Source organism: Bacillus sp. Pc3, assembly GCF_000815145.1.
Classification (GTDB): Bacteria; Bacillota; Bacilli; order Bacillales; family Bacillaceae; genus Bacillus; species Bacillus velezensis.
Map to the genome: position 1 here is coordinate 2,769,683 of NZ_CP010406.1, position 24,971 is coordinate 2,794,653.

Below are 24,971 nucleotides of genomic sequence, written 5' to 3' on the forward strand. Positions count from 1 at the left end.
ACCTGATATGACAAACGAAGAAATCGCAAGCGTAACCGAAACGATTCAATCGGGCTGGATTTCGAAAGGCCCGAAGGTAATCGATTTTGAAAAAAAGCTGGGAGAATGTATAGGAGCCGAACACGTCATCAGCTGTAATTCAGGCACCGCTGCATTACATATGGCTTTATTGGCGCTCGGTGTGGGAGAAGGCGATGAAGTCATCGTGCCGAGCTTCACGTTCTGTTCCAGCGTCAATGTCATCCTGCACGCCGGAGCCGTTCCTGTGTTTGCGGATATATGCGAGAAAAGTCTTTGTGCCGATCCTGAAGATGTCCGGAAGAAAATAACGCCGCGCACAAAAGCGGTAATTGCGGTTCATTTTGCCGGCTATCCGGCTGATCTGGAAAACTTGCAATCCATTTGTAAAGAAAACGGATTGTATCTGATTGAAGACGCCGCTCATGCGCTCGGTACAAAATATAACGGAAGCATGATCGGCACTCACGGCGATGCCGTGTGCTTCAGCTTTTATGCCACCAAAAATATTACAACAGGGGAAGGCGGAGCCCTCGTCATGAAAGACGAACAGGCCGCAGAAAGAGCGAGGCTGTACGGCTGGCACGGCATCACAAAAAATGCCTGGAACCGGTACGGTGAAAAAGGCAGCTGGAGATACGACGTTTTACTGCCGGGGTTCAAATATAATATGACGGATATTCAGGCCGCGCTCGGTCTGGTTCAATTGAAACGCGCAAACGAAATTCAAGAAAAACGGGAACAGATTGCTCAATTTTATGTACGTGAACTGTCAGGTCAATCTGATAAAGCGGCGCTTCCGCTTTCTGACATTCCAAGCGGCATAACGCACTCATGGCATTTATTTATTTTGCGGATTCGAGAAAACGGCGGTATGGACAGAGATCTGTTTATTGAGAAAATGAAAGAAAAACAAATCGGGCTGAGCGTGCACTTTATTCCCGTGCATTTGCATCCTTACTATAAAAAACATTTTCCTGCGGAGCTTCCGGTAACTGAACGTGTTTTCCGGGAGATCGTGTCACTGCCTCTTTACAGCCAGTTATCAGATGAGGATTGCAGCTATATTGTCAAGTCTATAAAAGAAGTTTTGACTATCAGCCAGGAGGTAGGATCATGAAACATATTGCGATTATCGGAGGAGCCGGTTTTATCGGAAGCGAACTGGCGGCATTATTACAGGCTAAAGGTTATCACACCATCATTGCAGACCAGAAGAAGCCGGCTTTTGACACTGAATACCGCCAAACGGATATCCTTGACCGGACGTCCCTCCGCGAATCACTGCGGGGAGCGGATGCGGTTGTCCATTTGGCGGCAATGGTCGGAGTGGACAGCTGCCGAAGCAATGAAGAAGACGTCATACGGGTCAATTTTGAAGGAACGAAAAACGTCACTGAGGTATGCGGTGAATTGGGAATCAGCACACTTCTTTTCTCATCGAGTTCAGAAGTGTTCGGAGATTCACCGGATTTTCCTTATACCGAGACAAGCAGAAAGCTTCCGAAATCAGCTTACGGAAAAGCCAAACTGCAATCAGAGGAATATTTGAGAGAACAGGCTTCCGACGAACTTCATATTCGGGTCGTCCGGTACTTTAATGTATACGGGCCGAAACAGCGCGAGGATTTTGTCATCAACAAGTTTTTCAGCCTGGCCGAGAATGGCTCTGAGCTGCCTCTTTACGGGGACGGCGGACAAATACGCTGCTTCAGCTACATCAGTGATATCGTCACCGGAACTTATCTCGCTCTCATTCATGAAGGAGCCGTCTTTGAGGACTTCAATATCGGGAACGACCAGCCGATCACGATAAAAGAACTGGCTGAAAAAGTCAATGTGCTCTCAGGCAGAGAGAAGGATAACTATCTGTTTAAAAAGCTGGGCGAAGACGGCGTGAGGGGAAAAGACATCGAAATTTTTAAGCGGGCGCCGTCAATCGAGAAGGCGAAACGTTTGCTCGGTTACGCTCCGAAAGTAAGTCTGAATGAAGGCCTGGAGATCATAAAAGATGAAAGACAAAAGCACAAACTTTCACTTTCCTAAAAACCCGGAAGTGGTCAAATATCCCGTTTATCCCGGACAGTTTTCCGTCAGCGGCCGTCTGCGCGCAGTGAAACACTTGCTTACTGCCGGACAAAGCGGACTGACTGAAAAATTGGAAAAACGTTACGGAAAAGGGGTTGTGCTGACCTCCAGCGGCAGTGCGGCACTGGTGCTCGCATTAACTTATTCGGGGGCCGGGCCGGGGAAAGAAGTGATTTTCTCATCCTTCAGCTGCCCGAATGTCATTGATGCCGTGCTGCAATCCGGTGCGACGCCTGTGTTTGCGCAGCTGGATGAGCATCTATTCTTATCTTTTGAGGATGTCAAAAAAAAAGTGACGAGGCGTACGTGTGCGGTTATCCTCACGCATGTATACGGCCGGAGAGAAAATACCGCTATCATTGACTGGGCGAAGGAACACGGAATTGCTGTCATTGATGATGCCGCTCAAGCCATGTTTACAAAACAAGCGGATACATTTGCCGGCGGTTTGGGCGATTTCGGCATTTTAAGCTTCGGCCCCTCAAAGCCGCTTGCGAGTATCGGAGGCGGCGCGTTAATCGCGCCGAAAGAATGGCTTCGGCAAAAAGCAAATCTCCCGATGGAACAGCGCAGCCAAGTGGCAGCTGACTATCGAATCTATATCAGAAATCAAAGAATCCAAGCTGTAATGAAACGGAAACGGCATCATCCTATTTCATATATGTTTAGAAAAGCGGGCGCCATGCCTTCCATGAAAGCCACAAAGCTCGAAGCTCTGCCGGATAAACCGGCTGTTGTACCCGTGCTTCGCATGCATCCGGCAAGGGAAGCCATTATTGATGATCAGCTTTCACGTATGAATCAGCTTGTAACAGCTTCGCTTCGAAACTTAGAGACGGCGGGAGAAATCTTTGCAAAGGCGGGAGAAACAAACGGCATAAGAATGATCCAGCCCCAAGAAGGAGAACATCTGAATTATTTAACAATTGTATTTCCCCGGGATGAAGAGCGGTACGGGTGTTCCGTTTATTTAGCCGAAAGAGGCATCCAAACATGCTGGAACTACCTTCCCCTCGAACGTATTCCGATTTATGAAACATACGCGGGGGAAGGCGGGGAAGACCCGCTTTGGAAGAGAGTTCTTTCTCTGCCTTTTAAACCTCCTCTTCAAAAGGAGCAAGTCAGATATATAGCCGAATCCGTTTTATCATATTATGAGCAAAAGAATAAGACTGAATAGTGGTGATAACTATGCAAAAAACAGCAGTATGCACGACCCGCCAGGCATGGGATCGGGCCGCTGACATGTATCAGGCGGGGTTGTTTCAAAGCTATGATTGGGGAATCCTCATGGAAGAGCTTCCCGGCACGTCATTTCACCCTGTCAGACTGACAACGGACGGAGGACAAGTCATCTATCTTCCGCTTTTTGAACAGAAGGGCGTATTATCCGGCAATATGATCGGATACGGCGGCGTTATTTCAGATCGCCCCATCTCATTTGAATGGCTTCAAAGTGAAATCCAGGCCATATTCGGCCGGAACATATCCCGGATGCTGCTGCCGTACGGTCAGACTTCTTTTACAGAAGAAATCAGGGAAGGATGGACGGAAAAGGCAACGCGGATTCTATCGCTTCCGGACACGTTTGACGAGCTTTGGACGGGCATTTCCGGAAAAGCCCGGACGGCAGTCAGATACGCTGAAAAAGAGAATATTGTCACCCGGCTGATCGGGCGAAAAGAACTTGGCGCGTTTTATGACCTCTACAAAGAGCATACGGCGGCAATCGGCGCGGCTTATGTGCTGAGCCAGGGCTTTTTCCAAAAGCTGCTTGACACGTTTGCGGACCGGATGTTTTGGATCGGAGCATATCAGGATGAGACGCTGATCAGCAGCAGTATTTTTCTCTATGACCGCTCTCATTTCTATTATTGGCAGAATGTAAACAGCCTGGCGGGAAAAAAAGCGCAGGCCTCTTACTTATTGATGCGTGACGCCCTGCAATTCGCCATTTGCCGCAAGCTTCAATGGGCTGATTTTGGCTATTCACACAGTAAAGAAATCGCAAGACCGAAACGATATTGGGGAGCTGAAGAAAAACAATGCCGACTTTTTACGAAACCGGAATGAAAACAATAAGCGGCCATCAATCCAGTTATCTGCCGTGGTACGGTTTTTTTGAAAAAATGTATAAGTCGGATCTGTTTGCCATTCATGACACAGCTCAATTTGAGAAAAAAGGATTTCTCAACCGCAACAGAATCAAAACGCCGCAAGGCCCCAGATGGCTGACAGTGCCTTTGCAGATGAAACAATATAAAGACATAGAGCTTCGGCATATGAAAATCGACCAGACACAGGATTGGCGGAAAAAACATTGGATGGCGATTAAAATGAACTATGCGAAAGCTCCCTATTTTGAGCGATACCAGCATTTTTTTCAAGATGTCTATCAGCGGGAGTGGGAATATCTCCATGATTTGAATATGCACATCATTGAATTTTTCCGAAAAGAGCTCCGAATTGAAACGCCGCTCTGTTATGTCTCTGAGCTTGAATGCCGGAAGGAGAAAAAAAGCGATTTTGTTTTAGCGCTTTGTCAGGAGCTGGGGGCGGACCGTTATTATTCAGGCAGTCAGGGTTCCGACTATTTAATAGAAAGCGATTTTGAAAGAAACGGAATTGTCATTGAGTATCAGCAGATCCGGCATTTTGGCTATCCTCAATTATTCGGGGAGCATATCCCTCACCTCTCCATGCTCGATATGCTGATGAACTGCGGAGCGGATACAGCTGAAATGTTAGTTAAAGGAGGGCAATATGATGAAAGTAATGGTATTTGCAGCGCATCCCGACGATGAAATTATCGGCGTCGGCGGCACGCTCGCCAAACATGTCCGCCAAGGTGACAGCGTGTCGGCAGTCATTATGGCGGAAGGCAAATCATCAAGAAAAACGGATTACAAAAAGCCTGAAGATTCCGTTATGGAGCATTCTAATCAAGAAACGGAGCAGGCGCTCAGCACTTTGGGCATCCATGATTTTGTCAGGCTGAACCTTCCTGATAACAGAATGGATTCAATGGATTTGCTGGATGTCGTGAAGGAAGCGGAGAAACAAATCAATCGTTTTCAGCCTGACATTGTGTATACCCAGTACGGCGGTGACATTAATATTGACCACTCCGTCGTATTCAGAGCGGTCATGACGGCAACCCGTCCGCTTCCCGGTCATACGGTAAAACGGGTTTTTGCCTATGAAACATTGTCTTCGACGGAATGGAATTACTGTCAGAAGGATCAGTTTCATGCCAATTTCTTCGTTAATATTGAAGACGAGCTTGAAACGAAATTGAAATCGATGGCGTGTTACGGCTCCGAGCTCAGAGACTTCCCTCATCCCCGCTCTTTGCAGGCGATCGAACATAATGCCCATGTGTGGGGAGCAAAATCGGGTTTTACCGCTGCGGAAGCGTTTATGCTTGTGAGAGGAACATGGTGACTGTCCTATGATTGCTCAAATTCCGTTTTTCGGACTTGATCCGAAGCAAATCGATGAGAAATGGGTGGAAGCGGGATACGGTCTGGAAGCGAATATTTTTGACGGCCATTCCTTTGAGGAAGCGGATTATATCAAAACATTTAATCAGACGCTGGAATATGCGAAACAGCTTGATCCTTCATTATTGACGCTGCATTTCCCGACAGATCATGCCGATTATGTGAATGAAGATCACATCAAAAAACAGCTTTATCACTTTGCGGAGCTCGCTGTGAAATACGGCGCCAAAGGCATAACCGTTCATGCGAATCAATTTATGACGGTTGAGGAATTTCAAGTCTATGACCTGGAAGGAAACCGTAAAAAAATCGTTGAGTTTTTCGCGGAGTTTGATGAGCGGCTGAAAGGGACGGACATCTGGATCGGTGTGGAAAACCTTCCGATCATCGGGAATCTGGGAGAGGATTTTGATCCGATTTTCATTTATCCTGAGGATTTTACAGAGCTGGTGCAGATGGATCTGAAGCATGTCGGTATTACGTGGGATCTGTGCCATTGGGCGATTACCTATCAGACTCACTTGTCATCTGCCCTTATGTTCAGAAATGATCAGCTGAAATATCCCGATTTCTTTCAGTTTCTGTCGATAAAAGAGAGCATTAAGCATTATCACTTCAGCTCATTTCGCCAGCTTGCGTTCCCGCATGGCGGCGTCCGCTGTTTTGAGGGCCGCCATCCGAGTGAAGGGACGATCGCTGAGGAGCTGCTGAGACGGGCTGCAGATACTTTGCAGGAGCTTTATCGGAATCAAGATACCGGCATTGTATTTGAGGTGATGGAAGAGGATTATACGGAAAGACGGGAATCATGGAGAACGCTGGAATGGTTCGGCGGTGTTTCTGATGACGAGGATCAAAAAAGGGCCTGATATGACATATCGAACACCGAACTATGCAAAGCTTTGGTGTGCACAGGTGTTTTCTTCAGCAGCGGATGGGGTCTGGCTCATTGCTTTGCCGCTGTTAGTGTTAGAATTGACCGGCAGCAAAATTCTAGTCGGCGTTATTTCTTTTATCGAACTCGTGCCGTTGACATTTGGCGTGCTGGCGGGGCCGCTGATTGATTTATTCCGAAAAAAGTCGATCTTGTATTTGTGCAATACGGGTCGGGCCGTTATTATGATCCTCTTGGCGGTGCTCAGCGCGAACGATTTATTAACCGTATGGATAGCCGGGGTGTGCGCCTTTTGTCTATCTCTGCAATCGATGCTGTTTGCGCCGGCGAAAGTCGCGATCATTCCGCTGCTCGTCCGCAAACAGCATCTTGATCAGGCGACATCTCTGATCAATACGAGTGACTTGATCGGACTCATCGTCGGAAAATTGATCAGCGGGATCATGATTGCGGCTATTCCGTTCGGGATGCTGTTTGCCATAAACGGAACTGCTTTTTTGATCTCCGCGGCATTTATCGCGTTTATTCGTATTTCAGAACAGCCCAATGAAAAAAGCAACGGAACTGAAGATGTAAAAGCCGGTTACAGAATGCTGAAAGGAAATGCGGCATGGCTGACATCGGTCGGATACTTTTTCGTCGTAAATCTCGTCATTGCCGGCCTTATTTCAGTAATGGGGCCGATTCTTGCTGTGGAGCGTTTTCAGCAGAACTATTCTGTATGGTTTGCCGTCATGTATTCTATGTTTCAGGCGGGGATGCTTTTGGGCAATCTGGCCGTATTTTTCAAATGGAATACAAAACGCTTGAACCGGCTGTACCCGCGGACGTTAACGGCAGCGGGACTGCTCATTATGCTCCTGTTTTTTCCCCTTCATGGGTTTGAGTGCATCATCTTCCTGGTGCTTGGCATCATCATCTCGTATATTGATGTGCAAACGGTGCTGTATTTCCAAAAGACGGTTCCGGCCGCATATTTCGGAAGGGTCTTTGCACTGATTTTTTCCATTGTCAAAATGGGTGAACCGCTGTCGGCCGCTGTCTACACAGGGCTTCTGCTGTTGATGAATGCGGATTATATTTTTGCGGCGGTCGGACTGACCCTTACGATCGTTTTTGCTATTTTTTCAGTCAGACAAGGGAGTCAAAGAAATACAGAGAAACAAGCGGATCAATCCGTCTGAATGGTAAACGAAGGGGCGCCGATGTCAGCCGGCGCCCTTTTTATCATAAATCCAAATAAAGCCGTATCATATCCCGGCATTGAATGCCGTTTTCAAAAATGTCTTCATCATAATGTCTGATAAAAAAATCATGGTCGACAGCCTGAATGCGGAATCCGCATTTTTGATAGAGTGACAGCTGATGAATACTGGAATTTCCGGTGCCGATTTCAATCGTGTCAGCCCCCGATTGTCTCGCTTTTTCAATGGCATCCCGCACCAGCTGTTTTCCGAATCCCCTGTTCTGCAGCGATTCTTTTACCGCGATGTTTACGATTTCTATCGTTTTAGGCCTTGTTTGCAATAAAACGTAAACCCCTGCAAGCTCGTCTGACGTCCAGGCCGTATAGCATTCTCCTCTTACAAGATAATCATCGACAATCTCTTTCGACGGATCGGCCAGCAGCAATAGTTCATACAGCGCTTCATCCGGCTCCGCGGCTTTTCGGATGCTCAGTTTTTGCATGTCCGTTTCTCCTCCTCCGTTATGATCGACAGCTATTTTTGAAAATAACTCCAAAATCATTCTACTTTATTATAAAATATGAAACATAGGAAAAGTTATACAAGTTTTGCAGATTGAATAGGAGGAAAGTCATGTTTTTTTGTAAGCATTGCGGCCAGCAGAACAATGAAGAAGCGCATTTCTGTAAAGAATGCGGAAAACCGATCGGGAAAGGAAGCCGGCTGGAGCGGCAGGCGGCTGTAAAAGCGGCTGAACCTGCTTCACAAATGAGAAAGCCGATCCCTAAAAAAACGCTCTTCATGTGGGGCGGCATTGCCGCAGCGCTGATCTTATTGATTGCCGCATATAAAACCGGAGCCTGGCTGACATCTGAAAAAAGGCTCACGGATCAATTCGAACAGGCGGTTCATGACGGGGACACGAAAAAGCTCGCAGCCCTGCTCACTCCTTCAGACAAAAAACTGAAGCTGAATGAGACCAATGTCAAACCGCTCCTTGCATACGCAAAGAAACACGATGAACTGCTGGCAGCGCTTCGCGGCAATTCATCAGAAAAAGATGCGGTATACGTCAAAAAAGAGGGAAAAACCCTTCTTTTGTTTGACCATTACGAACTGAAAGTCGATCCGGTTTATTTCCGCGTCACCAGCAATTATAAAGGCGCCGATCTTTATATCAACAGCGAGAAAACAGGTACGGTCAAAAAAGCCGATGAAACCCAAATCTTCGGCCCGTATGCACCCGGTGTCTACACGGCGGAAGCCAAGCTTAAAAATGAGACGGTTGACGTTGTCAAAAAACAAGAGGCAGAGGCGGCCGGCAGCCGGAATGTTGAGTTTGACCTGCCGTTAGATGCCGAGGATGTGACATTCACTCCGGCAGACAGCTTCAAAAGCGCGAAAGGCGATCTGCTGATAAACGGCAAGTCCGTCCATAAAGATCCGTTTACATCCGTTACATACGGTCCGCTCTTAACTGACGGTTCCATGACAGCCGCCGTGGAGGCTGATTTTCCTTGGGGAAAAATGAAAACTGCCGATGTTCCGATCAACGGTACTGATATGGAATTAACGCTTATCCCGGATCAAGATACACAACAAACAATCATGGACACGATTGTCAAAACAACGAAGCAGTATACAAAAGCGATGGCAGACGGAAATACCGATCAGATGACCGAGGCTGGTTCCGCCTGGAAAGAGCAGACGAAAGAAGTGGTATCCGGCATGAAGAGTTCCGGCACCTTTTTGAAGGATCAGTATAAAGAGACAAGCTTTGATCTGGATTCATTTGCGATTTCTCAAGAGAACGGCCGCTGGCAAGTAACTGTTACGGGTAAAGAGCTTCATGAGTCTGCTTATTTCGACGGGAATACGAAGCCTGATATGGAAGAGGCTGAGCCGAGCTTTCATTATGTACTCTCATATGATACAAAACATAAAAAATGGGTTTTCGAAAAAGCTGATCCAGCCTCAGATTCTTCTGGGACAAATGTAAAAAAAATAAAAAACGACCAGCCGAAAACCTATACATCCGCATGGGCATCTTCCAAAGGAAATACAGCTTCAGGCAGCGTGACAAACGAGCAAGTCACATCGTTTATGACTGATTACCTGACAAATCAATCAAGCGCCGTCAGCCTTAACAATTTTGCCATCATGGCGGGCAATTTAGAAGAGGGAAGCCCTTTGTATGCAGATCAGCAGAAACTGGTCAAAAAACTGCACAGCGAGGGGACGACCGAAGTATTTAATGAAGTGAATGTCAAAAGCTTTTCACAGAAAGGCTCTCATCTGACGATTCATACGTACGAGGAGTTTTATATTACGAAAGCCGGCGGGAGTCCGAAGCTCAGATCATACAATTGGACGTATGGCGGCGTTGTTAAAGACGGAAGAATTTATTTAACATCCATTCAATAAAAAAACCCCCGCGCCAATCAGGCGGCGGGGGTTTCCGTTTTTAAAAGAAGAAATAATTCATGAGTTCTTTTATATAATGCTTGATCGTGAATTGAAATGTTACGCAAATGATCAAATAGATGACGATAACAGAATAAATGATATCCGCCTTAGTAGTGAGCTGATGCTGATAGCTCGCCAGCATGAGCGGAGGCACGGCAAACGCCGCTCCTAAAAGACCGACAGCCAGAATGGTGAAGCAAACGGTTGTATGAAGCAGCATAAAAATAAGTGCAAGAAGCAAAATAGCTGTAAACGGAATCAAAAATGCCCCGAATCTGGACAGCGAATCTTTAAATGACACCTGCGCGCCGCCGGCCTTCAAAGCGATAAAAATCAAGAGATACAGGCAAAAAACGCATAATGCAAAGGTAAGCGCCGGTTTGACCACAACCGCGGTAAAACTGACGTCACGAAAGCCGTCTGATAAGAGAATATAAAACATAATCGGCGTCACCAGACAGAAAAGCACCATGTTGATGATGCTGCTGACAAGCTGTTCGCCGCCTGTCGTTTTACATGTTTGGTACGGTCGCCTTAACACATCAAGCACGAATAAGGCAAATTGCTTTGAAGCCTGCTTAGCGGCGGCGCCGGCCTGAGCGGCCTGGCCCTGCGTTTGGCCTGCGCCTCCCTGCCCGGGCTGGGGCGCCCCGCACTTTTCACAAAACTTTCCGCCATCAGTATGATGGCCGCATTGAGAACAATACATTCTAAAACTCCTTTTACAAGTAATATAGGGATTTTGTTCAATATTTACATTATAAAAGAAAATAGGACGGATGTAACGGAGTTTTCTAAAGATATACAAATCACCTTCTCTATGAATTGATAATAGAGAAAAAGTACCCTTTATGGTAGAATTTTATTGGAGCTGATAGATATCATGTCTCTCGGCGCATTGATTCAGAGTGAAAAAGGAAATTAACGCATGCTAAAAAAATTGAAAATGCTTTATCGGCTGTTGAAATTCGGAAAAGGCTTATGGAGATAGCAAACAGAAAAAACCGTCCTTACAAGGACGGTTTTTTCTGTTTCCGGATCGTCCGGCTGAGGTTATAAAAAGCAGATCCCGGGGTAAAAAACCATGCATAAGAAACAGCGGAGAACAAAACATAACTCAATAACGGCAAGTCATAAGGAGGTACGCATGTTTTCATTCATCATTCATGTCTTCATTTCACTGTTTGCAGTCTCCAATCCCATCGGAAACGTGCCGATTTTTCTTTCACTGACGGAAGGGTACCCGGAGAAAGAACGGACAGCGATCGCGCGCAAGGCTTCCGTGCTGTCGTTTATCATCTTGGCGGCTTTTTTAATCTTCGGCCATCTGATCTTTAAACTGTTTGACATTAACATTCATGCCTTACGTATCGCGGGCGGCATTTTTATTTTCGGCATCGCTTATAATCTTCTGAACGCGAAGAAATCTCATGTGCAGTCTCTCCATCATGAAGAGAAAGGGGAGAGCAAGGAGAAAGCTGATATATCTGTGACGCCTTTGTCGATTCCGATTATCGCCGGACCCGGTACGATCGCGACGGTGATGAGTCTGTCGGCCGGCCATGGCGGCATCTTCCATTACATCAGCGTGCTTATCGGCATTGCGGCCGTCATCGCGATGACGTTCATCTTCTTTCACTATTCATCTTTCATCAGCAATAAGCTCGGGAAAACCGAAATGAACGTCATTACCCGGCTGATGGGGCTGATTTTGGCGGTGGTGGCGATCGGCATGATCGGCGCCGGTCTGAAAGGCATGTTCCCGATATTGGTTTCCTGACTTAAAAAAGCAGCGCCCGGTTATCTTCGGGTGCTGCTTTTTTCTATTTTCGGCACATGCTGAAACACTTCTTCACTCTCAAAAAATTCTATCAAACGGCTCAGCCAGTCATAATAATGGAGCCAATCCGTCAGTTCATCCAAAAGCTGACGGGCTTTTTCTTCAATATCGGGACTGAGATTTTCCGATTCCAGAAGTTCAGTCAGCTCGCGGTTCAGCTTTTTATAGAGCATTTTGTTTTTGCTGACCGCCTTTGTCCAATTTGCCGTAAACAGGGAGATAAACGTCTGGTAATAATCACGCTCAACGTCGTAAAGGTCTTTCCGAACGCCTTTTTCAAACACTTTTTCAGCCAGATTGGCATCGGTCATTTCGCGGACCACCTGGCTCATCCTCGTTTTGCTCATCCCGGTCGCCTCTGACAGCTCATTTAACGTCATCGGCTTGCGGTTCATATAAATAATACCGAGCACACGTCCCAGTGTGGCCGGCATTCCGAATGTATGCATATTCTCGGCGATTCTCTCAATGAGATGCTCTTCAGCATGCCCGATGATATCAAGAGCGTTTTTTTCCACGGCTGATCATCCCTTCACTGGCTTTTCATGCTGACAATATATCATATTTTTTACAGTTGATGAAAAAGATGATGCGGCAGGATATGCGAGCTATCGGGAGCGATTGTAAGAACATCCGCATTGTCAGCGGGATAACATGAAAAAATACGTATATTGTATATAATTTCAACACATTGTAAACTTTTTATTTTACAAATTTCATCTTATAATAAAGATTATACTTTTCAGAAAAATAACGGAACCCTTCGGAGGTGCACGGATTGCTGAGATTAGAAAATGTATCAAAAGTCTATAAAGGCGGAAAAAAAGCTGTCAACAGCATTGATTTAAATATCGAAAAAGGCGAGTTTATTTGTTTTATCGGGCCGAGCGGCTGCGGAAAAACGACGACGATGAAAATGATTAACAGACTGATTGAGCCGTCATCCGGAAAGATTTTTATCGATGGCGAAAACATTATGGAGCAGGACCCGGTGGAGCTGAGACGGAAAATCGGCTACGTCATTCAGCAGATCGGACTTTTCCCTCATATGACCATTCAGCAGAACATTTCCCTCGTGCCGAAACTGCTGAAATGGCCGGAACAAAAGCGGAAGGAACGGGCGCGGGAGCTTTTGAAGCTCGTCGATATGGGCCCGGAATATTTAGACCGCTATCCTCACGAGCTGAGCGGGGGACAGCAGCAGAGAATCGGCGTGCTGCGCGCCCTTGCAGCGGAACCGCCTCTTATTCTCATGGATGAACCGTTCGGAGCGCTTGACCCGATTACGCGGGATTCCCTTCAGGAAGAATTTAAAAAACTGCAAAGAACATTGAATAAAACGATTGTGTTTGTAACCCACGATATGGATGAAGCTATTAAGCTGGCTGACCGGATCGTCATTTTAAAAGCGGGAGAGATCGTTCAGGCCGGCACTCCTGATGACATTCTCCGGAATCCGGCTAATGAGTTTGTCGAAGAATTTATCGGCAAAGAACGGTTATTGCAATCAAGACCGGATATTGAACGCGTCGAGCAGATGATGAACAAAAAACCTGTCACCGTTACGGCGGACAAAACGCTTTCGCAGGCGATACAGGTGATGCGGGAACACCGTGTCGATTCCCTGCTTGTCGTTGATGACCTGAATGTGCTGCAAGGATATGTGGATGTCGAAATCATTGATCAGAACCGGAAAAAAGCGAGCCTCGTCGGCGACGTGCTCCGCTCTGATCTGTATACAGTCGAGCAGGGGACACTGCTGCGCGATACCGTACGCAAAATTTTAAAGCGCGGAATGAAATATGTACCCGTCGTTGATGAACAAAGGCATTTAGTCGGAATTGTCACGAGAGCGAGCCTTGTCGACATCGTTTATGATTCAATCTGGGGCGAGGAAGACCAGCTGGTGACAGGCTGACAAGGGGAGGAACGCTTACAATGAATGAAATGATCAAGTTTTTGCAGACGAACGGCGGAGAACTTTTATATAAAACGTGGGAGCATTTATACATTTCGATTATCGCCGTCATATTAGGCATTGTCGTCGCCGTTCCGCTCGGAGTGGCGCTGACGAGAATGAAAAAGGGCGCAGGCGCCGTCATCGGCGCCGTCAACATTGTGCAGACCTTGCCGAGTCTCGCGATACTGGCGTTTTTTATCCCGCTGTTAGGCGTGGGAAAGGTGCCCGCGATCGTCGCGCTGTTTTTCTATTCGGTGCTGCCGATTCTCCGGAACACGTATACCGGCATTCAAGGCGTAAACAAAAATCTGCTGGAATCGGGAAAAGGCATCGGCATGACGGTCTGGGAGCAGATCAGGCTTGTGGAACTGCCGCTTGCGGTTCCGGTGATCATGGCGGGCATCCGCACATCCACCATTTATCTGATCGGCTGGGCGACGCTTGCTTCCTTTATCGGGGGCGGCGGGCTCGGAGACTATATTTTTATCGGCCTGAATCTCTATCAGCCTGAATATATTATCGGCGGCGCCGTGCCGGTCACCATTTTAGCCATTATCATTGATTATCTGCTGGCGGCGACGGAACGGAAGGTGACGCCGAAAGGGCTGAAAGGACTGAAGGAAGTATCATAAGGAGTTGGCTGTTGTGAAAAGAAACCAAAAGAGATGGATGTGCGGACTGGCGCTGTCAGCTGCTCTGCTTCTAGGCGGCTGTTCCCTTCCCGGCCTGAGCGGGGCTTCCGATGATACGATTAAAATCGGGGCGCAAAGCATGACGGAATCAGAAATTATCGCCAATATGATCGCACAGATGATTGAGCACAATACAGACTTGAATACGGCATTAATTAAAAACCTCGGATCGAACTATGTCCAGCAGCAGGCGATGCTCGGCGGTGAAATCGATATCGCCGCGACGCGCTACTCGGGAACGGATTTAACGAGCACCCTCGGCATGGAAGCGGAAAAAGACCCGAAAAAAGCATTATCCATCGTACAGAAAGAATTTGAGAAACGCTTCCATTACAAATGGTTTGATTCTTACGGATTTGAGAACACATACGCTTTTACCGTCACGAAAGAGCTCGCGGAAAAAGACCATTTAGACAAAGTGTCCGATATTAAGAAGCATGCGGATCAATTTAAGCTCGGTGTAGACAATGCGTGGCTGAAAAGAAAAGGTGACGGCTATAAGGGCTTTACCGACACGTACGGCTTTGAATTCGGCACAACCTATCCGATGCAGATCGGACTTGTATACGATGCCGTGAAAAACGGGAAAATGGACGCCGTCCTCGCTTATTCAACGGACGGACGGATTAAAGCGTACGATCTGAAAATTTTAAAAGACGACAAGCAGTTTTTCCCGCCGTATGACTGTTCGCCGGTCATTCCCGACAGCGTGCTGAAGCAGCATCCTGAACTGAAGGGCATTGTGAATAAACTGATCGGCAAAATCGATACGGAAACGATGCAGGAATTGAATTACGAGGTGGATGGCAAGCTGAAAGAACCGTCCGTCGTCGCTAAAGAATTTTTGGAGAAACATCATTATTTTGAATAAGAAATGAGGTGGAGCAAATGGAAGTGCTGCAGCAGCTCGGCACTTATTATTCTCAAAACGGCGCCTATGTGCTTCAGGAGTTTTACCGCCATTTTCTCATGTCGGTATACGGCGTTTTATTTGCGGCGATCGTCGGGGTTCCGCTCGGCATCTTCATTGCCAGGTACAGAACATTAAGCGGCTGGGTATTCGCGGTGACAAACGTGATTCAGACCGTGCCGGCGCTTGCGATGCTTGCGGTGCTGATGCTCGTCATGGGGCTCGGCGCCAATACGGTGATATTGTCGCTGTTTTTATATTCGCTTCTTCCGATCATCCGGAATACGTACACGGGAATCGCCAGCATTGAACACGCTTATCTTGAATCGGGAAAAGCGATGGGCATGACCAAATTTCAGGTGCTCCGCATGGTGGAGCTGCCGCTTGCGCTTTCCGTCATCATGGCGGGGCTGCGGACGGCGCTCGTCATCGCGATCGGCATTACGGCAATCGGTACGTTTGTCGGCGCGGGCGGACTCGGTGACATCATTGTCAGGGGCTCAAACGCCACGAACGGAACCGCGATTATTTTGGCCGGCGCCATTCCGACAGCGCTGATGGCCGTTATCGCAGATCTTGTGATGGCATGGCTGGAGCGGGCGCTGAGTCCGGTGAGAAAGAAAAAACGAACCAAAGCGCCGAATGCGGCATGAAAAAAAAACGCCTTGCGGGTCAGGGCGTTTTTTCTTATGGCTTCGGAACATGCTTGAAAATTTCTTCGCTTTCAAAAAACTCGATCAGACGGCTGATCCAGTTGTAGTAATCAAGCCAATCCTTTAATTCTTTCAGCAGTTCGTTGATTTTTTCCTCAGCTTCTTCCGGCACGCCGTTTTCAAGGACGGCCGTCAGTTCGCGGTTCAGCTTTTTATGCATCATTTTATTTTTGCTGACGACCTTGCTCCAGGTGGCCGTAAACAGCGTAATAAAGGTTTGGTAATAATCCTGCTCGACGTCGTATAAATCTTTGCGGACGCCTTTTTCAAACACTTTTTCCGCCAGATTGACGTCAAGCATTTCACGGACCGCCTGACTCATTCTCGTCTTGCTCATGCCGGTCGCTTCTGATAATTCAGTTAAGGTCATCGGCTTGCGGTTCATATAAATAATGCCTAAAATGCGCCCCACCGTCGCGGGCATTCCGAATGTATGCATATTTTCAGCGATTCGTTCTATCAAATGATCTTCAGCTTGTTCGATTACGTGTAACGGATCTTTCTCCAACAGTTTCAATCCTTTCAGTCAGCAATTCCGATGTCAATATACCACATTTTTAAACCGGCGGAAATGCTCTTCCGAGAGAATTTGGCAGTAATCCGGAGCAATAAGAAGAACTTTGCCGGTCAATACGGGTTAATCAGTGCTTACACAACCTTTATATATAATATGGACAAATTGTAAACTTTTTAATTTACAAAGTTTAATTTATAATGGGAAACGTTCAATTGTCTGAAAAGTTAAATTTGAATTTAACGAATTGAATAAACTTAATCATGGAGGTGTGAGTGTTTGCTGACATTAGAAAATGTCTCGAAAATGTATAAAGGCGGGAAAAAAGCCGTCAACAGCATCAACCTGAATATCGCCAAAGGCGAATTTATTTGTTTTATCGGGCCGAGCGGCTGCGGCAAAACGACGACGATGAAAATGATCAACCGCTTAATTGAACCGACAGAAGGCAGAATCCTGATAGAGGGCCGAAACATTATGGAACAAGACCCGGTGGAACTCAGAAGAAGCATCGGCTATGTCATCCAGCAGATCGGGCTTTTTCCGCATATGACCATTCAGCAGAACATTACGCTCGTTCCGAAGCTTTTAAAGCATCCTGCCGAAAAACGGAAGGAACGGGCGCAGGAGCTTTTAAAGCTCGTTGATATGGGGCCTGAATATTTAGACCGTTACCCTCATGAACTGAGCGGAGGACAGCAGCAGCGAATAGGTGTATTACGGGCACTTGCCGCAGAGCCGCCGCTCATCTTAATGGATGAACCGTTCGGGGCGCTTGACCCGATTACGAGAGATTCCCTTCAGGAAGAATTTAAAAAACTGCAAAAAACCTTACATAAAACCATCGTATTTGTTACCCATGATATGGACGAAGCCATCAAGCTTGCGGACAGAATCGTCATTCTGAAAGCGGGAGAAATCGTCCAGGCCGGAACGCCTGATGAGATTCTCAGATTTCCGGCGAATGAATTTGTTGAGGAGTTTATCGGCAAGGAACGGCTGATCCAATCATCCAGCCCTGATATTGAACGGGTGGAGCAGATCATGAATCCCGATCCCGTGACGGTAACACCTGAGAAAACACTGTCAGCCGCCATTCAGCTGATGCGTGCCGAGCGGGTGGATTCGCTGCTCGTCATTGATGAAAAGAACGTTCTCCAAGGTTATGTCGATGTGGAGATGATTGACCGCAAACGAAGACAAGCGGTAACCGTCGCGGAAGTGCTTGACCGGGATCTGTACACGGTCAGAAGCGGCACTCTGCTCCGCGACGCCGTCCATAAAATTTTAAAAAGAGGCATGAAATTTGTGCCGGTCCTTGATGAAGCCGGCCGGCTAACGGGAATCGTGACAAGGGCAAGCCTCGTTGACATCGTCTATGACTCCATCTGGGGAGAAGAGAATCAGCTCGCGGTGATGTCATGAGGAGGCTTCAATTGATATGAATCAGACCGTGCAATTTTTACAGGCAAATGGAGGAGAGATGTTTTATAAAACATGGGAGCATCTGTACATCTCATTAATCGCCGTCATGGCGGGCATTCTCGCCGCCGTTCCGCTCGGCGTCGTGCTGACGAGGATGAAAAGAGGAGCCGGCGCCGTCATCGGCATCGTCAACATCATTCAAACCTTGCCGAGCCTTGCCATTCTTGCGTTTTTTATTCCGCTTTTAGGCGTAGGAAAGATCCCGGCCGTTGCGGCGCTGTTTTTCTATTCCATGCTGCCGATTCTCAGAAACACGTATACGGGGATTCTCGGCGTCAATCGGCATCTTCTGGAATCGGGAAAAGGAATCGGCATGACGGCATGGGAGCAGATCAGGCTTGTAGAGCTCCCGCTTGCCGCTCCGGTCATCATGGCGGGCATCAGGACGTCTTCGATTTATTTAATCGGCTGGGCGACGCTCGCCTCCTTTATCGGCGGAGGCGGGCTGGGAGATTACATTTTTATCGGCTTGAACCTTTACCAGCCGGAGTATATTATCGCAGGCGCCGTTCCGGTCACGATGCTGGCGGCAGCCGTCGATTACATGCTGGGGATGACAGAACGGAAAGTCACGCCTGACGGGCTGAAAAGCATAAAGGACGCTTCATAAGGAGGAGGTCTCTCATGGGGAATAGATGCAAAAAACGGCTGCTCGCAATCGCCTGTATCGGCATGCTGCTCCTTGGCGGATGCTCGCTCCCGGGATTGAGCGCCGCATCGGAGGACACCATTAAAATCGGCGCGCAAAGCATGACCGAATCAGAAATCATCGCGAGCATGCTCGGACAGATGATCGAACATCACAGTGGGTTGAAAACATCCGTTATTAAAAATCTCGGCTCCAATGCCGTACAGCAGCAATCCTTGATAAACGGTGATATTGATATCGCCGCTACGCGCTATACAGGTGACGCGCTGACCGGGACGCTTCGCATGGAGCCGGAAAAAGACCCGGACAAAGCGCTGCGGCTCGTTCAGCGTGAATTTCAAAACAGATATGACATGAAATGGTTTGATTCTTACGGCTTTGATAATACATACGTCTTTACCGTTTCCGGACAGCTTGCCCGCAAGTACCATTTAGAATCGGTATCCGATGTCAAAAAAGAAGCGTCTCATCTGAAATTCGGCGTCGATAACTACTGGATGAAGCTGAGAGGCAACGGATATCAGGATTTTATGAACACATACGGAATGTCATTTGAAGGCACGTATCCGATGCAGATCGGCCTTGTTTACGACGCGCTGAAAAGCAGAAAGATGGATATCGCGCTCGCTTATTCCACCGACGGAAGAATCATCGCTTACGGACTGAAAACGCTGAAGGATGATAAGCGGTTCTTTCCTCCGTATGACTGTTCACCCGTCGTTCCGGATCAAGTATTAAAAGAGCATCCCGAACTGGAGGGCGTGATCAATAAAATGATCGGCGCGATTGATACAAAGATGATGCAGAAAATGAATTACGAAGTTGACGGCCGATTAAAAGAGCCGTCCGTCGTGGCCAAGGAATATTTAGAAAAACATCATTACTTTGAATAACGGAAAGGAGATGTGCGGATGGACACGATGAAGGAGCTGTTTACGTATTATGCTCAAAACGGCAGTTATGTTCTGTATGAGTGCTGGCGGCACTTTCTCATGTCGGCGTACGGCGTCGTTTTCGCCGCCGTTCTCGCCATTCCGGCCGGAATTGTGACAGCAAGGCACGGGCGTCTCGCCGGCTGGGTGTTTGCTGTGGCGAACGTGATTCAAACCGTTCCGGCGCTTGCGATGCTCGCCGTCCTGATGCTCGTCATGGGACTCGGCGCCAATACGGTCATCACGGCTTTGTTTTTGTATTCACTGCTGCCGATTCTCAGAAATACGCACACGGGCATTATCAATATCGAGCACGCTTATCTCGAGTCGGGAAAAGCGATGGGCATGACGAAATACCAAATCCTTCGTATGGTGGAGCTGCCGCTTGCGCTTTCCGTCATTATGGCGGGTCTCCGAACGGCGCTCGTCATTGCCATCGGCATCACGGCGATCGGCACCTTCGTCGGGGCAGGCGGCCTCGGCGATATGATCGTCAGAGGGTCGAACGCGACAAACGGAACCGCCATTATTTTGGCGGGCGCCATCCCGACCGCGCTGATGGCGGTAGCCGCAGACCTGCTGATGGCGTGGCTGGAACGAGCCCTCAGCCCGGTGAAAAAACAAAAAAGAAAGCTGATCGTACGCTCAGCCTCATGAAAAAAAGCATTCTTCCGCGTGAAGGATGCTTTTTTTTGATTTCTTGATTAAATTTTGATAACTGCGCTGTAAAGTCTTACTTATCAAATAACAAAGCAGAGGGGTAATCATATGAGCAACATCTTAGAAACGAGACAGCTGCAAAAATCATTCGGCAGACAACAGGCAGTGGCTGATGTGTCTCTATCGGTTAAGCGGAACAGTATATACGGCCTGCTCGGTCCGAACGGCGCCGGAAAATCAACGACTCTTAAAATATTGACCGGAATCTTGCAGCAAACATCCGGCGAGGTTCTGTTCGACGGACATACATGGAAGCGCGAAGATTTGAAAAGCATCGGTTCCCTGATTGAAGCGCCGCCGCTTTACAGCAACTTGACAGCCGCTGAAAATCTGAAAGTCCGCTGCGTGATGCTCGGACTGCCTGATTCAAGAATTGCGGAAGTACTGGAAATCACGGGATTAACGGGAACCGGAAAAAAGCGCGCCGGACAATTTTCTATGGGAATGAAGCAGCGTCTCGGCATTGCGTTAGCATTATTAAACCGTCCGTCGTTCTTAATTCTTGATGAGCCGACAAACGGATTGGACCCGATGGGAATTCAGGATTTGCGGGAATTTATCCGCTCCCTGCCCGGACAGGGAATGACGGTTATTTTATCTAGCCACCTGTTATCAGAAGTCGAGCAGATCGCAGACCATATCGGAATCATCAGTGACGGCGTTTTAGGATATCAGGGAGAAATCAGCCGGGAAGACGATCTGGAGCGGCTGTTTCTGGAGGTAGTCAAATCAACACGGGAGAAAGCGGGGACAGGAAAATGATTCAGTACATGCAGGCGGAACACCTTACATCTAAAAGAACATTTATCAGAAAGCTGATCATTCTTATCCCGCTTCTGAACACGGCTTTTTCTTTTCTGCTGAATGCCGCCTATTTTATGACGGGCACGTTCAATTGGTGGGCGGTTATTTTCATGCCGCTCATGATTGCTCTAATGTGCGGTTTATCTGTTAAAAAAGAAAAAAAATCAGCGAATGACCGTGCGGTGTACTCACTGCCGGCTGACTTGAAGAGCATATGGTTCTCAAAAATAAGCTTGATCGCGCTGTATTCACTCCTGTCGCAAATCGTCTTTTTAGTCATCATGTTTTTGCTTGGCCTTGTGTTTCCGGCAATTGCTGCGGTTCAGCTGAAAGGTATTGAAGCAAGCTCCCTTTTGTGGCTGTCTACGCTTTGGGAAATTCCGTTCTGCTTATGGATTGCCAGACAGTTCGGGTTTACGGCAGTCATTCTCATCAATATGATCGCCGCCTTTGTTTTAGGCATTGTGCCTGCGTCAGTCTCATTGTGGTGGCTGAGTCCATGGAGCTGGTCAGTCCGGCTGATGTCACCGATTCTCGGGATCCATCCGAACGGAATTCCGCTTCCCGCAAACAGCGGCTTATTAAACGGAAACGTGATCATTCCGGCTATTATTCTTTCTATTCTTTCTTTTATCGCAATAAGTTTTGTTTCCGCCGTGTCTTTTTCAAAAGGGGGAAACCGGTCATGACCGTGCTTTTACGATATATGTGGGCCGATGTATTAAAAATGAAGCGCACGCCGCTCATATGGATGCATGCTGCGGCGCCGGTTTTATGCGCGGGATTTTTCCTTTTGTATATGTATGGAAGGGTTCAGGAGCCTTATATGCTGTACAGTGTGTTTTTCAGTGCGATTGCCGTTTTATACCCTTTAATCATCAGTATTGTCTGCGGCATGTCTGCCTCGGTTGAGGAACAGGCGGGCCATTTTCAGATGATGCTGGCGGTTCCGCATTCTAAAATCATCAGTTTTGCGGGCAAGCTGCTTTTGCTGCTGCTGTTGAATGTGTTATCGGTAGGTCTCGCCATCTGTCTTTATTTGGCGGGGATGAAATTTGTTCTTCACATCAATGATCTCCCGTATCTTCTCTTTTTAAAAGGAGGGGCGTGGCTGATTGCCGGCAGTATTCCGCTTTATATGATGTCTTTTTTTGTCGGCATAAAATACGGCATGGGGCCGTCCGGGCTTTTAGGGGGTGCGGGATTATTAATGGCGGCGCTCATGAATACGGGACTTGGCGATATCATCTGGCGTTTTTTCCCGTGGGCATGGAGCGTGCGGCTTTCAGGCCTTGCAGGACTGCTGCATTTTGACAAAGTCAAAAAAGAGTTCCTCCCTTATGTAAGATACGATATGAGATTCGGAGAAATAATGTTATATTTTTCTATAGTGATATTATGTCTGGCCGGCCTCTATTGGTGCAGAAGATGGGAAGGGCGGCGTTCATATGAATAAAGGCAAGGAGCGATTCGGCCGGTGGCAAACATTTTAGCAATTGATGATGAAAAAGATATTCTCGTTCTGATCAGAAACATTTTACAGCGTGATCAGCATACAGTAACGATTCTGGAAAAAGCGGAGGATCAGTCATTGGATTTTTTTCAAGGCTATGATTTGATTCTTCTTGATGTCATGATGCCCGGAACGGACGGGATTGAACTCTGCCGGCGGATTCGGCCGCTGGTGGACAGCCCGATCCTGTTTTTAACGGCAAAGTCTGACGAAGAATCCATTGTGAAAGGCCTCATGACAGGCGCTGATGATTACATCACAAAGCCGTTCGGCATACAGGAATTGATGGCAAGGGTAAACGCGCATGTCAGAAGGGAACGGCGGGAAAAGCATCAGACGAAACGGCTGATATCAGGCTTCATGTTTGATTTTGACAATAAAGAAGTATGGATTGATGACCGGAAACTTCCTCTTACGAAAAACGAATATAAAATCGTTGAATGTCTGGCACAGCATAAAAACAGAACATTCTCACGGGAGCAGATTTACGAGGAAGTGTACGGCTTGGACGGCGATGCGCTCTATTCAACCATTACGGAGTTTATCAGAACCATCCGGAAAAAATGTAAAGAACACGGGGCTGATCCGATCAAAACGGTGTGGGGTGTCGGATACAAATGGGAATAGCAAAAGGAAAATCCAGCATCCGCAAAGAGCTTGTCAAATTTACGATCACACTGTGTCTGAGCACGATGGGGGTGGCGGCATTATGTGTCGCCTTAAATGCCATTGCCATGAATGCCGGAGCGATCCTGCCCGCAAACTACAGCGAGCATGAGGCGGAACAGATCAAACCCCGCCTGAAATCAACGGAAAAGATAACCGAAGACATGATCCCCGCAGGTATGACATACGCTGTTTTTGATAAAAAAACAAAGCGGATGACAAAAGGAACGATGACGGAACAAGATGCGGCCAACGCCAGAAAAAAGATTCAGCATCAGCCGTATTTTAATTATGCTCAAAAAGGATTCATGGTGATAAATCGGAAAGATGAATATGGCGTTCTCCAATATTCACTTAGGTCGGAATTTCAGTCGCCGCTGTTAAGGCGCTATCTGCCGAATTATGAATGGACGGGTCTTACGATTCTGATCACTTTGCTTCTTTTGACCGTTTTTATCGTGACGACGCGTTTCGCCAATCAGCTGAGACGGCATTTCAGCACACTCAGCTCCATTACGGCAAGCATTCAAAAACAGAATTTAAATATCAATCCAAAAAGGTCGCGCATAAAGGAATTTGACGATGTCATTGACTCTCTGCTGAAAATGAAAGACGCGCTTCAGGCATCTCTGGCGGCGCAATGGGAGGCGGAGCGGATAAAGAAAGAACAAATCGGCGCGCTTGCGCATGATATTAAAATTCCGGCAACGATCATTAAAGGAAATGCCGAGCTGCTTCAGTTAACAGAGCCTGATGAGGAGCAGGCGGAATATGCGCAGTATATTCTGGATGCCGGAAACAAAATCGAGCATTATGTCGGACAGCTGATCCAGCTTTCTAAAGCGGAGGAGGCAGTTGCCGTTCATGTGGAATATACCGACCTCAAAGAGTGGATTCAAAACATATATCGTGACGCGGCGGCGCTTGCGGGGCCGAAACAGATTGATCTCGTCCTCAGCGAACGGGGAATTGACCGAATTGAAGCGCCGATCGATCATGAGCTGCTCCACAGGGCGGTCATGAATATCGCGGCAAATGCCGTCGACTATACGCCGGAAGGAGGGGAAATCCGTGTGGACGTCCTGTGCACCGATTCCGCCCTCCATCTCGCCGTATCCGACAGCGGAAGCGGGTTCTCGCCGGAAGCGCTGAAAAGAGCGACACAGCTTTTTTACACGGAGGATAAAAGCAGACATTCGGCGGGGCATCACGGCATGGGGCTTACATTCGCCCATCATGTCGTACATCTTCACCACGGCGAATTAATACTTGAAAATCAGGAGTCTGGAGGAGCCCGGGCGGAGATTCGAATTCCGCTGGAAGGCGTCAGACAAAAACAAGCCCTGCACGCCTGAGGGCTTGTTCTTCTGTTTAAGAAAAGCAAAAATAAAAACGGCTGTCCGTTTGAGAGATCAG

At 47.6% G+C, this 24,971-nt stretch carries 27 protein-coding genes; 23 read left to right on the plus strand and 4 right to left on the minus strand.

All coding sequences use genetic code 11. The features are described 5' to 3' along the window. The first annotated feature begins 7 nt into the window (after positions 1 to 7). Genes SB24_RS13135 through SB24_RS13170 form a run of 8 tightly spaced genes read left to right on the plus strand, consistent with a single transcriptional unit; the run spans position 8 to position 7,688 of the window. Positions 8 to 1,138 carry a DegT/DnrJ/EryC1/StrS family aminotransferase gene (locus SB24_RS13135; protein ID WP_032876966.1) on the plus strand — a complete coding sequence of 377 codons (1,131 nt, stop codon included), beginning with the start codon at positions 8 to 10 and terminating at the stop codon, positions 1,136 to 1,138. Continuing rightward, positions 1,135 to 2,064 carry an NAD-dependent epimerase/dehydratase family protein gene (locus SB24_RS13140; RefSeq protein WP_032867004.1) on the plus strand — a complete coding sequence of 310 codons (930 nt, stop codon included), beginning with the start codon at positions 1,135 to 1,137 and terminating at the stop codon, positions 2,062 to 2,064. The genes SB24_RS13135 and SB24_RS13140 overlap by 4 nt, the downstream gene beginning before the upstream one ends. Further along, on the plus strand, positions 2,030 to 3,286 hold the full coding sequence (locus SB24_RS13145) for an aminotransferase class V-fold PLP-dependent enzyme (RefSeq protein ID WP_039253797.1): 1,257 nt from the start codon (positions 2,030 to 2,032) through the stop codon (positions 3,284 to 3,286). The genes SB24_RS13140 and SB24_RS13145 overlap by 35 nt, the downstream gene beginning before the upstream one ends. 11 nt (positions 3,287 to 3,297) lie before the next feature. Then, the gene (locus SB24_RS13150) at positions 3,298 to 4,179 is read left to right on the plus strand and encodes a GNAT family N-acetyltransferase (RefSeq protein WP_023357141.1); all 882 of its coding nucleotides are present in this window, start codon (positions 3,298 to 3,300) and stop codon (positions 4,177 to 4,179) included. Next, the gene (locus tag SB24_RS13155) at positions 4,152 to 4,910 is read left to right on the plus strand and encodes a WbqC family protein (protein ID WP_007409964.1); all 759 of its coding nucleotides are present in this window, start codon (positions 4,152 to 4,154) and stop codon (positions 4,908 to 4,910) included. The genes SB24_RS13150 and SB24_RS13155 overlap by 28 nt, the downstream gene beginning before the upstream one ends. Beyond that, complete coding sequence (locus tag SB24_RS13160; protein WP_007409965.1) at positions 4,873 to 5,550, plus strand: PIG-L deacetylase family protein; 678 nt, start codon at positions 4,873 to 4,875, stop codon at positions 5,548 to 5,550. The genes SB24_RS13155 and SB24_RS13160 overlap by 38 nt, the downstream gene beginning before the upstream one ends. Before the next feature lie 7 nt (positions 5,551 to 5,557). Beyond that, positions 5,558 to 6,478 carry a TIM barrel protein gene (locus SB24_RS13165; protein ID WP_020956359.1) on the plus strand — a complete coding sequence of 307 codons (921 nt, stop codon included), beginning with the start codon at positions 5,558 to 5,560 and terminating at the stop codon, positions 6,476 to 6,478. Continuing rightward, a complete protein-coding gene (locus tag SB24_RS13170; RefSeq protein WP_039253801.1) occupies positions 6,453 to 7,688 on the plus strand; it encodes an MFS transporter in 1,236 nt (411 codons plus the stop codon). Before SB24_RS13165 ends, SB24_RS13170 begins: the two co-directional genes overlap by 26 nt. Before the next feature lie 43 nt (positions 7,689 to 7,731). On the opposite strand, the gene SB24_RS13175 is transcribed toward SB24_RS13170, so the two are convergent. After that, positions 7,732 to 8,193: a GNAT family N-acetyltransferase gene (locus tag SB24_RS13175; RefSeq protein ID WP_007409969.1), complete on the minus strand. Its 462-nt coding sequence runs from the start codon at positions 8,191 to 8,193 to the stop codon at positions 7,732 to 7,734. Positions 8,194 to 8,324: 131 nt separating this feature from the next. Between SB24_RS13175 and SB24_RS13180 the strand changes: the two genes are divergently transcribed. Then, positions 8,325 to 10,115 carry a zinc ribbon domain-containing protein gene (locus SB24_RS13180; protein ID WP_015418239.1) on the plus strand — a complete coding sequence of 597 codons (1,791 nt, stop codon included), beginning with the start codon at positions 8,325 to 8,327 and terminating at the stop codon, positions 10,113 to 10,115. A gap of 40 nt (positions 10,116 to 10,155) precedes the next feature. Here the strand turns inward: SB24_RS13180 and SB24_RS13185 are convergent, their stop codons facing one another. Beyond that, positions 10,156 to 10,866, minus strand: coding sequence for a hypothetical protein (locus SB24_RS13185; RefSeq protein WP_039253804.1), 711 nt, complete (start codon positions 10,864 to 10,866; stop codon positions 10,156 to 10,158). Between the two features lie 438 nt (positions 10,867 to 11,304). On the opposite strand from SB24_RS13185, the gene SB24_RS13190 reads away from it, so the two are divergent. After that, positions 11,305 to 11,937 carry an NAAT family transporter gene (locus SB24_RS13190; RefSeq protein ID WP_015418237.1) on the plus strand — a complete coding sequence of 211 codons (633 nt, stop codon included), beginning with the start codon at positions 11,305 to 11,307 and terminating at the stop codon, positions 11,935 to 11,937. A 20-nt stretch (positions 11,938 to 11,957) separates the two neighbouring features. Here SB24_RS13190 and SB24_RS13195 read toward each other — a convergent pair whose 3' ends face one another. After that, the gene (locus SB24_RS13195) at positions 11,958 to 12,515 is read right to left on the minus strand and encodes a GbsR/MarR family transcriptional regulator (RefSeq protein WP_014418904.1); all 558 of its coding nucleotides are present in this window, start codon (positions 12,513 to 12,515) and stop codon (positions 11,958 to 11,960) included. Positions 12,516 to 12,775: 260 nt separating this feature from the next. On the opposite strand from SB24_RS13195, the gene opuCA reads away from it, so the two are divergent. From opuCA to opuCD, 4 genes are read left to right on the plus strand one after another with little or no spacing between them, the layout of a single operon-like run. Next, positions 12,776 to 13,915 (plus strand): osmoprotectant ABC transporter ATP-binding protein OpuCA, encoded by a 1,140-nt coding sequence (gene opuCA / locus SB24_RS13200; RefSeq protein WP_003151651.1) that lies wholly within the window; start codon positions 12,776 to 12,778, stop codon positions 13,913 to 13,915. A gap of 20 nt (positions 13,916 to 13,935) precedes the next feature. After that, the gene (locus tag SB24_RS13205; RefSeq protein ID WP_003151654.1) at positions 13,936 to 14,589 is read left to right on the plus strand and encodes an ABC transporter permease; all 654 of its coding nucleotides are present in this window, start codon (positions 13,936 to 13,938) and stop codon (positions 14,587 to 14,589) included. A 37-nt stretch (positions 14,590 to 14,626) separates the two neighbouring features. Next, complete coding sequence (opuCC, locus tag SB24_RS13210) at positions 14,627 to 15,520, plus strand: osmoprotectant ABC transporter substrate-binding lipoprotein OpuCC (RefSeq protein ID WP_099686898.1); 894 nt, start codon at positions 14,627 to 14,629, stop codon at positions 15,518 to 15,520. 17 nt (positions 15,521 to 15,537) lie between these two features. Continuing rightward, positions 15,538 to 16,212 carry a glycine betaine/carnitine/choline/choline sulfate ABC transporter permease OpuCD gene (opuCD, locus tag SB24_RS13215; RefSeq protein WP_003151658.1) on the plus strand — a complete coding sequence of 225 codons (675 nt, stop codon included), beginning with the start codon at positions 15,538 to 15,540 and terminating at the stop codon, positions 16,210 to 16,212. A gap of 34 nt (positions 16,213 to 16,246) precedes the next feature. Here opuCD and SB24_RS13220 read toward each other — a convergent pair whose 3' ends face one another. Continuing rightward, complete coding sequence (locus tag SB24_RS13220) at positions 16,247 to 16,780, minus strand: GbsR/MarR family transcriptional regulator (protein WP_003151660.1); 534 nt, start codon at positions 16,778 to 16,780, stop codon at positions 16,247 to 16,249. A 285-nt stretch (positions 16,781 to 17,065) separates the two neighbouring features. Here SB24_RS13220 and SB24_RS13225 point away from each other — a divergent pair, with 285 nt between their 5' ends. The 9 genes from SB24_RS13225 to SB24_RS13265 all read left to right on the plus strand — a co-directional run bounded on the left by SB24_RS13225 (position 17,066) and on the right by SB24_RS13265 (position 24,910). Next, positions 17,066 to 18,211 (plus strand): betaine/proline/choline family ABC transporter ATP-binding protein, encoded by a 1,146-nt coding sequence (locus tag SB24_RS13225; RefSeq protein WP_015418236.1) that lies wholly within the window; start codon positions 17,066 to 17,068, stop codon positions 18,209 to 18,211. A gap of 16 nt (positions 18,212 to 18,227) precedes the next feature. Beyond that, positions 18,228 to 18,881, plus strand: coding sequence for an ABC transporter permease (locus tag SB24_RS13230; protein ID WP_015418235.1), 654 nt, complete (start codon positions 18,228 to 18,230; stop codon positions 18,879 to 18,881). 14 nt (positions 18,882 to 18,895) lie between these two features. Further along, positions 18,896 to 19,813, plus strand: a complete 918-nt coding sequence (locus SB24_RS13235; RefSeq protein WP_022553803.1) for an osmoprotectant ABC transporter substrate-binding protein — start codon at positions 18,896 to 18,898, stop codon at positions 19,811 to 19,813. An 18-nt stretch (positions 19,814 to 19,831) separates the two neighbouring features. After that, positions 19,832 to 20,509: an ABC transporter permease gene (locus SB24_RS13240; RefSeq protein ID WP_015240601.1), complete on the plus strand. Its 678-nt coding sequence runs from the start codon at positions 19,832 to 19,834 to the stop codon at positions 20,507 to 20,509. Positions 20,510 to 20,620: 111 nt separating this feature from the next. Next, on the plus strand, positions 20,621 to 21,334 hold the full coding sequence (locus tag SB24_RS13245) for a lantibiotic protection ABC transporter ATP-binding protein (RefSeq protein WP_039253812.1): 714 nt from the start codon (positions 20,621 to 20,623) through the stop codon (positions 21,332 to 21,334). Continuing rightward, on the plus strand, positions 21,331 to 22,065 hold the full coding sequence (locus SB24_RS13250) for a lantibiotic immunity ABC transporter MutE/EpiE family permease subunit (protein WP_039253814.1): 735 nt from the start codon (positions 21,331 to 21,333) through the stop codon (positions 22,063 to 22,065). The genes SB24_RS13245 and SB24_RS13250 overlap by 4 nt, the downstream gene beginning before the upstream one ends. Then, positions 22,062 to 22,832 carry a lantibiotic immunity ABC transporter MutG family permease subunit gene (locus SB24_RS13255; protein WP_039253815.1) on the plus strand — a complete coding sequence of 257 codons (771 nt, stop codon included), beginning with the start codon at positions 22,062 to 22,064 and terminating at the stop codon, positions 22,830 to 22,832. Before SB24_RS13250 ends, SB24_RS13255 begins: the two co-directional genes overlap by 4 nt. Before the next feature lie 21 nt (positions 22,833 to 22,853). After that, the gene (locus tag SB24_RS13260; RefSeq protein ID WP_039253817.1) at positions 22,854 to 23,516 is read left to right on the plus strand and encodes a response regulator transcription factor; all 663 of its coding nucleotides are present in this window, start codon (positions 22,854 to 22,856) and stop codon (positions 23,514 to 23,516) included. Beyond that, positions 23,507 to 24,910: a sensor histidine kinase gene (locus SB24_RS13265; RefSeq protein ID WP_039253819.1), complete on the plus strand. Its 1,404-nt coding sequence runs from the start codon at positions 23,507 to 23,509 to the stop codon at positions 24,908 to 24,910. Before SB24_RS13260 ends, SB24_RS13265 begins: the two co-directional genes overlap by 10 nt. Positions 24,911 to 24,971: the final 61 nt, after the last annotated feature.